This window comes from Litorilituus lipolyticus, from assembly GCF_006439335.1.
In the GTDB taxonomy this organism is placed as follows: Bacteria; Pseudomonadota; Gammaproteobacteria; order Enterobacterales; family Alteromonadaceae; genus Colwellia; species Colwellia lipolytica.
Genome location: NZ_SAWY01000041.1, coordinates 130,775 through 144,361, shown reverse-complemented (window position 1 = coordinate 144,361; position 13,587 = coordinate 130,775). Strand labels below are relative to the sequence as shown.

The 13,587-nt window shown below is 38.4% G+C and carries 8 protein-coding genes; 1 reads left to right on the top strand and 7 read right to left on the bottom strand.

The features are described from left to right. Window positions 1-508: 508 nt before the first annotated feature. From EPA86_RS17405 to EPA86_RS17385, 5 genes are all read right to left on the bottom strand, one after another. Window positions 509-1,600 carry a hypothetical protein gene (locus EPA86_RS17405; RefSeq protein WP_140605662.1) on the bottom strand — a complete coding sequence of 364 codons (1,092 nt, stop codon included), beginning with the start codon at window positions 1,598-1,600 and terminating at the stop codon, window positions 509-511. 761 nt (window positions 1,601-2,361) lie between these two features. Next, window positions 2,362-3,030 carry a TetR/AcrR family transcriptional regulator gene (locus EPA86_RS17400; RefSeq protein ID WP_140605661.1) on the bottom strand — a complete coding sequence of 223 codons (669 nt, stop codon included), beginning with the start codon at window positions 3,028-3,030 and terminating at the stop codon, window positions 2,362-2,364. A 150-nt stretch (window positions 3,031-3,180) separates the two neighbouring features. Next, window positions 3,181-4,488, bottom strand: coding sequence for an amidohydrolase (locus tag EPA86_RS17395; RefSeq protein ID WP_140605660.1), 1,308 nt, complete (start codon window positions 4,486-4,488; stop codon window positions 3,181-3,183). Between the two features lie 234 nt (window positions 4,489-4,722). Next, on the bottom strand, window positions 4,723-6,450 hold the full coding sequence (locus EPA86_RS17390) for a thiamine pyrophosphate-binding protein (protein WP_140605659.1): 1,728 nt from the start codon (window positions 6,448-6,450) through the stop codon (window positions 4,723-4,725). A 41-nt stretch (window positions 6,451-6,491) separates the two neighbouring features. After that, window positions 6,492-8,192, bottom strand: coding sequence for an FAD-dependent oxidoreductase (locus EPA86_RS17385; protein WP_140605658.1), 1,701 nt, complete (start codon window positions 8,190-8,192; stop codon window positions 6,492-6,494). Window positions 8,193-8,337: 145 nt separating this feature from the next. Here EPA86_RS17385 and EPA86_RS17380 point away from each other — a divergent pair, with 145 nt between their 5' ends. Next, on the top strand, window positions 8,338-9,300 hold the full coding sequence (locus tag EPA86_RS17380) for a helix-turn-helix transcriptional regulator (RefSeq protein ID WP_140605657.1): 963 nt from the start codon (window positions 8,338-8,340) through the stop codon (window positions 9,298-9,300). Window positions 9,301-9,316: 16 nt separating this feature from the next. Here EPA86_RS17380 and EPA86_RS17375 read toward each other — a convergent pair whose 3' ends face one another. Both EPA86_RS17375 and EPA86_RS17370 read right to left on the bottom strand, forming a co-directional pair. After that, on the bottom strand, window positions 9,317-10,024 hold the full coding sequence (locus EPA86_RS17375) for an outer membrane beta-barrel protein (protein ID WP_140605656.1): 708 nt from the start codon (window positions 10,022-10,024) through the stop codon (window positions 9,317-9,319). Continuing rightward, window positions 10,024-13,587, bottom strand: a 3,564-nt coding sequence (locus EPA86_RS17370) for an Ig-like domain-containing protein (RefSeq protein WP_140605655.1), incomplete at its 5' end; no start/stop codon positions are given. The genes EPA86_RS17375 and EPA86_RS17370, both read right to left, overlap by 1 nt.

Sequence of the window (13,587 nt, the reverse complement as noted above, 5' to 3'; positions counted from 1 at the left end):
CAGAGCAACACTAGAAACATGTTTAACATTCACCTTAAAAACCTTCACTTGAGCTGTCATATGTAATTAATGAGATTGAATAAAATATGACAGTTGTGTGAGTACCAATAGCAGAAATTAGAGTTACATAATAAAACTACTTTTGATGGACAGCTCTGCCACCATTGCAGACATACGTCAGATACAAAAAAAACGCATAGAAAGACGGCTTTGTGCCAACAACGGTCATTGATGCCTTTAAGAGTTAAGGTAAATTGAGTATTATTTCTATCACTTTTTCGCTTGCAAAAAGAGATAATGCTAGTCTTAGTTTTTAGAAAAAAATAAACCTAAACATAAATAAACACTATTTGCTCAAACTTCCTCTGATAGCGTTTATTTAAGTTATTTATTTTTCAAAAGTCTGTATCATCAGAGCCTAATTGACACTAATATTTTGTAAATTTTCCCACTATATCTGTACTATTCAGCCATTCGTTGGGTTGAAAATAGTCTGGAAAATTTTTATCTACAAAATAACTTTTTTCTTTTGTATGTTTTCTCGTTTATCTTTAATAAATTTATCTAGCTCTTTTCTCATTTCTTTTTCCATTTTTTCTTTAGCTTTGTTGCTGATAGAATTAGAATTGAAGGTTATATGAAGTTTAGCGCCGTTCTTCTCTTGATTTAAATACATTTTTAGCTCGGCTACTGCTTCTGGTATATTTTTGTTTTTCGAACGTTTCAAACGTTTGACGTTTTCATAGTTGTAGTTGAGATCCTCAAAAACAAAGTACATAAATCGGGTGCCTTTTTCAGTATTCATATTATCTGGCTTCCCAAACTTATCATTGATAGCTTTCGAAACGTCTGATATTAGTGTGTTTGGATAAAATTTAAATGCTGAAAAAAAATAAATGTCTTTATCTTGAGTAGCAAGTAACTCTTGCAGGTTCCATTGGTCTTCCAGTGGATATTCCTTTATGAGGCGAATGCGATAACCAGAATTGTTTGGTTGTTTGTATTTTTCTTGTAAATCATTTGAGTACTCAGAAAAGTCGTCTAAAACCTCCCCCTTTAGGCTTTTAAGTGAGGTTCCTATAATTTTTGCAATATCACTATCAATTGATTTAGGTATTTCCTTGTAATTATTAATTAGTATCTCAGGAGCTTTTGTTCCAAGCCCTAGACCGCCAAACTTTGTTCCTAGAATAAATTCATTTCTTTTTAATAATCTTGATTTTACTAATTGCGGATTTGTAACTGTATCTGAGGATATACATAAAACATTTGAAAACTCATTTTCCTTAGGTGTATAACTGTAAATTCTTCGCCTATTTTCGTTATAAATGTATGTTTCACCTTTATCAACAGTAACTAAGTGATCAAACCCAGATACTTGAGTTCTAACTAACTTCATTAATTGATGGTAGTTAGGTAGCCACCAGTTATTTACTCCATCAGAATTTAACTTTAGACAAAAACTAGCAACTTCTAGATCTGGCACCTTTGTTATAGTGCTAGACACCTTATATTCATGTCCTCTGAAATGGAAGGTTTTAAGATCTGAAGCACGATTAAAAAAACTTATAAATAAAAGTGCGGCGAATAGGTATTTCATTATTATCTCCTTATATAGCCTAACCGATGCTCTTGTTTAACATATAAAACCATAGCTAACAATAACCTTACAATTTTTTTGGGCATACCACTACTCTTGAAAGAAATAATATTGTCTATATGGCTCTGGAGTTTGAAGTTAGTCATCAAAAGTAAAAACTGACAGACTGCTTATCGCTCAAAGGGGACTGTTTTCACATTAAATTGAAAGACTATAATAAGCTTGAAGCGGCGCATAGAAAATATAAAGCTAACAGTCTGCTTTTCGCTCATAACAAATCAATCCACTATACGATTAACTCGAATCCAGAGTTGAAAAATATCAGACTAGTTATGAGCTTTTGTAATTCACATGTTTCGAGAAAAATTCTAGTCATTATTTTACTGCAACGTACTCAACTTCAACTATTGCATCAAATGCTAACGTACTGAGCGCAAATGCACTTCTTGCAGGGCAAGTCAGAATAAAGAATCCAAAACACACTTCAATGAATGCTTTAATAGCACAGGAAACGATTGTTTTCTCTTTTGGATGAAAGCCGATTTGAACTGATAAATACTATTGTCTGTTGCCACCACAAACCGCTTCAAAAAAGAGCAAATTAGCGCTGCTTGGTTGACTATTTTAAAACTCAACCTTTGAACAAGCTAGAGCAGTAGTAGAGAAGTTCATACAGAAAAGCCGAATCACAGCTCACAAAACTTATTAAAATTAAGCCAAATATGTGCTTGTTATTTATGTTTGTGTGTTGGAAAAAGTAATTAACTTTGATAGGAGAAATAAGCAAATAACAGTTTAGGTAATTCTTCAATAAACTCTGTCTCAGGCATAGTCACCGCAACAGCAGGGGTTAAATGAGGGTAAATTGTTTTATCGAGTAAAGTGGTAATTAAGGTAAATACCACCATGTCTGCCGCCTTAGATTTATCGTTAGCGGTAATTTCATCTTCATACCGTAACATAATGGCTGCCAATCGTTTATAAATAACTCGTCTGTCAACATGCGTATCTACACTGAATAACTCTGAATGAAGCCGAGCATTCAAATGTATTGTTCGAAACACACTTTTTCTGCTCGACAAAAAAATAAACATTTCACCCGTAAGTTTTTCTAATACGTCACGCAAGCTAGTAAATTCTAGTGCCTCCATATCGCTAACCCATGCAGATAAATCATCACCAAAGTCTTGATATAACAACGGCAGTAGCGACTCTTTGTCTTTAAAGCGACGATAAAAAGTGCCCACTGATACACCCGCATGCTGCGCGATATCTTTGATACTTATTTGTTCGAAAAATCTATCTTTAAGGCAGCTATGTAGCGCATCCAATAACTTTTGTTGAGTATTTTGGCTTCGTTGTTGTTTGGGTTTAATAATAGCTTCATTAACTGGCAACGATTTCACTTTGCTTTCACTATCTTTAGACATGATTTCTCAAATAAAATATAAACAATACGCGTGTGGCGATTACTATAGAGAATTGTGCTCGCTTTAAAAAAAAACGGCAATATAATTTGTTAAATTTATATTGCCGTTACTCGCTTCGTTAGCTATTTGAGTTAATCCCCAAAATTCGAATTACTTTACCCCTTGCGCCATATAATCTAAGGTTAGCTGTGTTAATGCTTTAGTACCTACTTTAAAAGAAGATTCATCGGCAAAGAAATATGGCGAATGGTTTCCTGCCACTTTCTTTGGATCTTTATCTCTTGGTGTGCCGCCTAAAAAAACAAACAAGCCTGGCACTTCTAGTGCGTAAAATGAAAAATCTTCTGCACCACCAATTTTACCCATTATTTGCAAATTATCTTGGCCTGCCGCCTTTGCTAAACTTGGCACCATTTGCGCAGTAAGCTCAGGGTTGTTTACTGTCACAGGATAACCTTTGAAAATTTCTACTTCTGCTGTGGCCCCTGATGCTTGAGCAATATGAGTCGCAGTGGTTTTTATTTTCTCAAATATTTGTTCACGGTTATCCATATCAAAATTACGTATGGTACCAACCATTTCAACTTTTTCAGGGATAATGTTATTGCGTACGCCACCAGCAATTTTACCAAACGAAACAATTGCAGGTGCTTTCGTTGTATTAATTTGACGACTAACAATATGATTTACACCTGTAACGATTTGCGCGGCTGCAGCGATAGGATCTGCACCTTTCCATGGTGTAGAGCCGTGAGATTGCACACCATTTACGGTGATTTCAAACTTATCGGCACTAGCCATAGCAGGGCCACTACGATAGCCAATTACGCCTGACGGTAAACTGGCAGTAATATGTAAACCAAATGCCACTTCAGGTTTATGTTTAATGAAGATACCTTGCTTAAGCATTAATTCAGCACCGCCTTCTTCACCTTCTGGTGCGCCTTCTTCAGCTGGCTGGAAAACAAACATTACATTGCCATGTAATTCGTCTTTCATTTTTGCTAACACTTCAGCAGCCCCCATTAGCATAGCCACGTGAGTGTCGTGACCACAAGCATGCATTACACCAACATCAACGCCTCTATAATTAGTACGTTTAGTCGATTTAAAAGGTAAATCTACCTTCTCAGTAACTGGTAATGCATCCATATCTGCACGCAGCATTACCGTTGGCCCAGGCTTGCCCCCTTTAAGAAAACCAACAACACCGGTATAGGCAATATTGGTTTCTACTTCCATCCCCAAAGATTGCAAGTGCTTCGCAACAATACTTGCTGTTCTCGTTTCTCTATTACCTAATTCAGGATTTTGATGAAAGTCACGTCGCCACTCAATAACTTTACCTTCAACGCTTTTTAATAAAGACTCCTGAGCAGCATTAGCAGCATTAGCAGCAAAGCTACTTGAAAATAAAGCCGCAAGAGATAAAGCAGAGGCAATTAATGGCAATTTCATAAAATGTCCTTGTGAATGTGTGTGCAAAGTTAAGCGCGATAAATGATAACAAGTTAATGTAACTTACCTGCCTGTATTGTTATAGCACTAATTATTTTTTAATATCGTTACTGCTTGTAGAATAGATGCCTATTAACTTCAAGCAAAAAACTTAGCTATAACGTCTCTTATCAAAAAAGCACCGTAATAATATTACAGTGCTTTTAGAATATTCACAGAACCTTTATAGGTAAACTATAACCTGCGCCACAGTGCTCGACTGATCATGCGCACTTTTGTTGGTAGTTTCATGCGTTTTAAATTTGTTTTGATGATGCCTTGAGTGAAGCGTGTCTTCTTCGAATAATCAACATTCACATCTAATACCACAGGCTGTCCAGCATCAGCATAACTTAATGCCTGCTTAATTTTATCGTCAATATCAGCATTACTTTCAATACGTACATACTGACAACCACTGGCTTTAGTGATCGCTTCAAATCGTAAACTTGGCAATGTAGTACAAGTTTTTCGATTATAAGGTGTTTGCTGGGCTTGAGATATTTGAGCTAACTCACCATCATTAAAGATAGTAAAGATAACTCCTAAGCCTTTATCTGCAGCAGTGAAGAGCTCTGTTTGACTCATCAAAAAGGCCCCATCTCCAATAATACCAACCACTTGATTATCAGGATTCGCCAATTTAGTACCTATTACCGCAGGAATGGCATAGCCCATACAGTTAAAGTCTGTTGGACTAAAAAAGTGCTTGGCTTGATAGCACGGCATCAGCTCTGCCGTTAAAAAAGTATGATTACCATCATCAGCAAGTACATAAGCATCATCTTGAATTTGTCCTCGCAGTGACTGGAAAAAGCGTGCTGGGTTAACTCTATCACCGCTGTCATGCTTGAACCATTCCTCAGTATATTTTGCTTTATCTTCTTTTATACATGTCAAAATATTCTGACTTTTCTCCACAATACTTTGCTTCATTAACTCTGCATATAACATTTCCAGTACTAAGCTAGCATCGCCCTCAATCGCAAGTTTTGCTGGATAATTTGCATTAAATACCTGTGGGTTAATATCAATGTGAATTAAGTTTTCAGGAACAGTAACACCAAAACTTCCGGTGGCGATTTCTGCAAATCGAGTACCTATTGCCAATAGACAATCACAACCTTTAAATGCATTGGTTGCCGCAGGAACCGCGGCTGGACCAAAGCCCATTCCCGTATGAAGCGGATGTTTAGCACTAAAACTACTTAATCCTTGTAAGGTAGTTGATACTGGCGCCGTTAATAGCTCGGCTATTTTTTCTGTACTTTCTATGGCGTCAACACCACCCCACCCTACAAAAATACCCGGGTTAGACGCTTTTGCTAAAATTGCTGCAGCTTGACTCAATTGCTCTTGCACGTGCTCAGCTAATGGCGCGGTTTTTGTTTGATATTCAGGTAGGTTAGATACGTTACCTAAATCCAGCTGTAAATTAACAGGGATCTCAACAAAAACAGGGCCGGGTTCACCTGACGTGGCTTCATCAAAAGCAGCATAAATAGTACTGACCACTTCATCATGACTCATCACTTTGTAGGTCTTCTTAGTGATAGGCGACATCATGGTATGTTGGTCCATGTCATGAAGTTGATAAGCGAACTGTGAATCGGTTCTTACGCCGCCACTTATCACCAACATAGGAATGCCATCAAGGGAGGCTTCACCAATACCACTTGCCGCATGAGTTGCTCCTGCTGCTGGAACAATCACTAAAGTACCAATGGAATCACTAGAGCGACTGACGGCATCAGCCATAAAAGCGCCATATCCTTCATGCGTTACTAAAACTGGCTCGATGCTATCTGATTTATCTAACTCATCATAAATTTCGGTATTGTGTACCCCTGGAATACCAAACGTGTGAGTCACTTTTAGTTGTTCAAGGGCGTAACGTACTAACCAAGCTGCTGTTTTTTTCATGATTAACTCTTTTTGTTATTTATAGGTTAATAAGTGGATATCTATTTCGATTGTTCGGCAAGGATTGCTTGAGCCGCATTTCTTGCAGTCAAGATACAGGCTGATAAAAACGTACCTTCTAAAGAACGTTTACCATTAACGCCACCCCCGCCAAATCCCGCGGCCTCTCCAACACAATATAGCCCTTTAATAGGCTGTTGTTGCTCATTTAAGACTTGAGAAGCTAAATTGGTTTGCACACCACCTAAACTTTTTCGGCTAATAAGTTGTAATTTAATCGCGATAAAATTATATGGGTGACCCGCTTTTTTAGCTTTTATTGGCGCGGGCTTACAGGTTCTTAATTTATCTGGTCGCCATTGTCTTGCATGATGAATTCTTCTCACTTGATCGTCATTTTCAATGACCGTACCGTCAGTAAATTGCGTATTGTACTTATCAATTTCTCGCTGAATTTGCCCATCACAAATATAATTTTCATCAGTTGATGCATTCATTTTGCTGGTCAAGACATCAATTGAATCGCCAACAAGCACATCATCCGACTCACTAATAAGCTGATTGACTAAACGTGTATTACCTAACAAGATTTCCTTAAGGAAACTCAATAACTTTTTATCTCTAATTGAAGGGTTATGTAAAGAGCCCGAAACTGCTAGCTCTTTAATTGCCATATCCCACGTTAGAATTTGCCATGTCCAAGGTTTTTCTTGCTTGGCCACTTGCTGACATAAATCATGGGTATCAAAGCCTGTAATTAAGGGCATTGGTCCAATGCGTTTCCCTTGATGATTAAGCCAAAGCGCCGATTTACTGGGGATTAAACTTAAACCATGACCTTTAAACTCTTTTTGCGGATGCTTTATACCTGCGGCATAATTCCACATATGCTCTGCACGGGTAATATTACCACCCAGGCTGGCAACTTCATCGTGGAGTTCACCGTCAGAAATAGGGTTAGCACCATTAAGTATTGCTTCTGTTTCATCAGGCCAAGGTGACTGCCAATTCTGTTTGACACGTTCAATACTGCCATTTATGCCACCGCAAGCAATAACAGTACTATCAGCAAAAATAGAAAACTCATTTTGCTCGTTCATAGCTGTGGAAGTTTCTGAGGACGGTACTGATACCGACTCATCGATAACATTCACTCCAAGTACTTGCTCATCCTCTTTAATAAGGTTAACCACCTTATGTTGATGTTTAATTATTAATTGTTTATTCGTTATATACGGGGTGAGCTTTTCAATCACCTTTTCAACTAACCCCCAACCTGTGCCCCACAAAACATGGTATCTTGGTACTGAATTACCTGGGGTGTATAAACCGCGCTCAACCCAATTTACCGCAGGTAAAAACTTAAGCCCTAAGGCTTTTAACCATAAATATACCTTGTCATGATTATGATTAGCGTACTCATTAGCCCACAGTTTTGGCCAATTATCTTGCTCATTAAATTCAGCAAAGCTATGCCAATCTTCTAACAACCTTTTACTTGAATCAGGTATTTTCATACGCTGTTGTTCGCTGGTATTACATAAGGCCATGCCGCCAAATGCCCATCGGGCTAAACCACCTAACCGCGCTTTGGTGTCTCTATCTACAATACAGACGGTCTGCCCTGTTGACACAAGCTCTAATGCTGTAACTAAGCCAGCAATTCCGCCACCTGCAATCACAGTATCATAGGATTCTGTTTGGCTAGTTCTCTGTGAAACTTTTATTTGTTCTGTTGCCATATAAATCTTTACCACTTAGCGTTAACGTCAATAACATTAGTTTGGACTACCCAAGATGGGTTGAAAATGGTAAAAATTACCTAACCTGTTTTCGAACCATAAAGTAGACTACTTTTCATAATTCACTAGGCGTTGATTGAACAGCATGACAGATAAACTTTCAGCAAATGAGTTCATTTCCCAGCTATATTGTAAAGCTAACGATATTCCACTAGCCGATTTTGCTACTTGGGCATTAGATTTATTACAACAAATTATTCCCTTTGATGGTGCAATTTGGGGCACTGGCCATACTTCAACAGAACAGTTTCATACGCAAACCACTGTTGATGTTTCACCTGAAATATTTGCCACACTGAAAAAACATGTTGATATCAATCCCATTTTCGAAACATTACTTTCAACAACAGGCAAGGCCGTCGATATGGCCGATGTCCTTAGCGATAAACATTTTTATCAATCAACTATTTATAAAGAGTGTTTTCAACCGTTTGGTATAGAGCGCATATTAAGCTCAATTCATATTGATGACAGAAGTGGTATTTTTACCTTATTAACCTTATACCGATACGACAGAGAACAAGGCTTTACCACGCAAGAAAAATCTCTACAGAACAGTTTGTTATTTCATTTGATTAAGGCCTTTTCTCATCGCCAATTATTAGCATTAAATGAAAATACTGTAGTAAGCAAAAAAGAGTTGTCTTGTGCGCTGTGTGATAATCAAGGCATTTACCATGCTGTAGAGGCTAGTTTTCTCAATATTGTCGAGCAACATCAGCATTTTAATAAACAGCAAGCCTTTCCCATGAGTTTATTTACTGATAAAAACCAAACAAGCTTTGATAACTTACATTTTGTTAAAGAGAAGTTTGGTGATTTATATAGAATTTCAGTGCGAATGAAAAACCCTGCCGATGATTTATCAGCAAGAGAAAAACAAGTAGTCGCTGGTATCTGTCAAGGCAGCACCTTCAAACAAATAGCTAAGGAGTTAAACTTATCGCCTTCAACGGTCTCTAATCATTTATATCGCATTTACGATAAGCTCAATATCCACAGTAGAAGCGAGTTGGTTGCTTTGGTGCAACCCACCTCACCTAACTAGACCAAATTAGACCAAACTAAAATGTATAACGAATACCAACACCGTAAGCGTTATTCTTTATCTCCTCTAAACTAAACTGCTGAGCGTTAATATATAACTGACTTCGTTTATTAAATTGATAGCCCAAAGAAACACCAAACCATAGATCATTACCTTGCTTAGTGCTTGACCCTATTTCGCTGACATTTTGTTGGGTAATATAATCTCCTTGCCAGTGCCAGTAACCCAGTTTACCTGAAAGTAGCAGCTTAGGTGATATTGGCCAAAAAGCCACTAAAGCTGCAGAGATTCCCTTTCCTGATTGCGGGTAAATTTGCTCAATATGACCAGTGAAGTTATCTAAATCGGTCGTTTTACCGATAAAATCAACTGAGCGCTCGCCTAAATCGACATAGCCAAGCTCTACGGCAAAATAACGGTGATATTGATAGCCCAGATAAATACTGGTAAAAGTGTCACTTTTATCAAGCTCAATACTTTGCGCATTAATTCCAGCATCTTGATACAGACTATCCAGTTCTGCCGCTGTAATATCAGTTATAGCAACACCTAACTCTGCGCCAAGATACCAAGCTGGCACTATGAGTATTGCTTCTTGATAGTCACTAGACTCTCGCTCATTAGCATAAACCCAATGGCTCCAAAGCGTCATAGAATATAACAGCACAGCTCCTAAAAGCGTTTTAGGCAATTTTTTATGATTGACCATTGCTAAAGTGCTCATTAAACACTCCTTGATGATCGGACAGTTTTATAAATTACAGAACGAGCAATAATACTTAGCATTAAGGTTAAAATGAGCCAAAATAATGCCCCGCCTCCGCGCGTAGTTCCTTCAACGACAACAACTTCAACAACCTGAATGTGCCATTGGCCTACTCGAGTATTTCCTACTTCATCTGAAACGGTATAGTTAATGGTTATGTCGCCATGAAAGTTTGCATTAGGAGTAAAAGTTGCTTGGCCATCCGCTGAATAACTCACTGAATCATTATCAAGATGAATAAGCGATAGCGGCATCGCTTCAGGGTCACTATCATTGGCCAATAAGTTGATAGTGACACTTTGACCTTGATTTATTTGGCTACTTTCATTGGTGACTATTGGCGCTTTATTCAAAATGGTTTCAATATAAACCGTCGCACTATCTACACCACCTTGCAGATCACTAATGGCGTACTGCAGGGTAATATTACCACCATAATTTTCAACGGCTTGATAATGGAGCAGCCCATCAATGATGGTGACTTGACCAATACTCGCGCTTGCAAAAACGACTTCTATCAAGTCGCCATCTTGATCAATATCATTTGCTAGCACATCAATGATTAACTCATTCACTTCCAATGTTTCATTGAGGTGCATTTCAACCATATCGTCATTAGCAACAGGTGCATGATTTGAACTTAACATTACGGCAATACCACCTGGGTCTACAACGATGCCGTTTGCAATAAAGTCATCATCGTTTTCACCACCATCTTCAATGATTTGCAAAATACACCAATGCCCTGCTGTTAATCCTGACGACCAAACGATACCTTTAGGTGATGGACTCGGCGGAGGACAATAACCCGGCTCACCTTGAGTGGACCATAAGCTATTACGCTCATTTTCAACGAATGTATTCCAGCCATTTACAGTTGAGTATTTACGATAAAGAGCATTATCAGGAATCGCTTTTTCCTGAGGGATCACAACAGCAATACTTGAGCCCGCTTTTTCAATGTTATAGGCAACATAATCAAAAATGCCCCCTGAATTCATTGCATTAGGATCTACTGGGGTATTTTCATTACTGATAATTTGAGCGCCACCAGAACTATCACCTAGAGAGAATTGTCCTCTCCGTAAACAAATACCCGCTTGCGTCTCTATTAGGTGACTAAAATTTTGTTCACTCTGTTGCAGCAAGACATTACAGTTTCCATCTCTATCAAGATAGTCAGCAATTCCATTACCATTACTGTCTTGATGCCCTTCTACATTATCTGGAATGCCATTTTTATTACTATCTTTGGATGTTAAATCGGCTAACTCGGCTACCACTTCAATATGAATAGTTTCACTGTCCACACCTACAGGTTCTTTATTATCAGACACATTAAAAGTCAAAGAGTAAATACCCATTTCAAGATTGCTCGGGTCAAAAATAAACTGCTTATCTAGCTCCGATACATTAACTAAATCTTGATGAATAGTTGTCCAATGGTAGTCAAGAACATCTTGTTTATTAGCATCATAAAGCTCTGCACTCACAGTAACCTCACCATCAACTTGACTGACTTGTACTCTTTGCTCTTGTTGTTGACTCACACTCAGGTTAACAGTAGGGGCAATGTTTTCATGCTTAATATATATAGTGTGTTGATATTTTTTACCGAGGTTCAGCACGTCATGTAAATGTATCTCAATAGAGCCATCGTCAGTGATATTCTCATTTTCAAGAATATCAAAGGTAATACTGCCCTGAGTGCCTGATTCAATCACCACCTCACGCGCTATCAATGTATGCTCTACATTAGATGTGATCACATCAAAAGGAATCGTCATAGGGTAACTAGGTGCCGAGCCATTTAGATAAAAAACAACTTCAAGTCGCTCACCTAGCATTGCGTCTTGATCAGCAGCGATAGATACCTGTGGCGAGACACATACTCGCTGTACTTTAATTGCAGTATTACCTTCGCTATCTGTCGCTTGCCAATAAATATCATTTGCACCTGGTGGTAACAACAAATGATCATTAATTAATGAGACGGGAATTTTATTGCCATGGCGATCAACAGCAGAGACTACATCTAGTTCAACTTGGGTATACAATGCAATAGCATTGATTGTTGACTCATCACACATATGATTCGGTGGCAAAAAGATAGGACCTTCATCAGATTCAATATTAACTATGACAATAGCCTTAGCTGTATTCCCCACAGGATCTTTAATGGTATAGCTAATAGCTAACTCGCCACTTATTCCCTGCTGAGGTTGAAAGATTAACTTATCATTGTTTATGCTCACTTGACCAAAATCAGAGTAAGCACTAACCAACTCAATATTATCCCCCTCAGGATCATAATCATTTATTAGTACATCAAGTGATACTTCTTCACTAGAAGTTAATGTAAACTCATCATCAACAGCGACCGGAGGAAGATTTTCTGGCGCTACTATAGTGACAAAAACCCTCGCCTGATCTTGACCGCCTTGGCCATCGCTAATTTGATAATGGATGATATCAGTCGCCAGGCTATCGATTAAAGGTGTGTAAACTAGACGATTATCTTCTCTGATCACCACAGTGCCCGTGTTGGCACTTGCTTGAATCACCAGCAACTCATCACCATCAATATCACTATCATTAGCTAAAACAGTAACCATATTTTGTGAGCTATTTTCAATAACAGTTACATCATCATCTAGGGCAACAGGTGCAAAATTCACTTTATTTATTGTTAAGTTAACGCTAGCGACATTGGAGTCTACCATGCCATCATTCACTTTAAAGGTGAATGAGTCACTACCAAAATAATTGTGCTGACTTTGATAAACTAAATTAGGTGCGCTACCTGAAAGCGTTCCATGTTTAGGTAAAGCAACAACGGTGTAACTTACCGAGTCCCCTTCAGGATCAGACGCAGATAATAAAATATTTACACTGGTATTTTCATCCAGAGAATAAACCTGTTCAATGGCTGTCGGTGCATCATTGACTGGCGTAACACTGACTGTAAAGATTTCATTATCAGATAACACGCCATCACTAACGGTTAAAGTAACCGCGCCTGAGCTTAATATGCCTTCGGTAGGTGTCCACTGTACGACACCGACTGACGATACTGTCATTCCCGTAGGGGCATTAGTCAATGACCAGGTTAAATCCACACCATTATTACTATCATCACTGTCACTAACACTGGCGGCATAACTGTATTGAACATCTTCTGTCGCCATTGTGCCTGCTGTTGAAGTAATACTCGGTGCATCATTAACTGACGTAACACTGATAGTAAAGATTTCATTATCAGATAACGCGCCATCACTAACGGTTAAAGTAACCGCGCCTGAGCTTAATATGCCTTCGGTCGGTGTCCACTGAACGACACCAACTGACGATACTGTCATTCCCATAGGGGCATTGGTGAGTGACCACGTTAAATCCACACCATTATTACTATCATCACTGTCACTAACACTGGCGGCATAACTGTATTGAACATCTTCTGTCGCCGTTGTGCCCGCTGTTGAAGTAATACTCGGTGCATCATTAACTGACGTAACACTGAG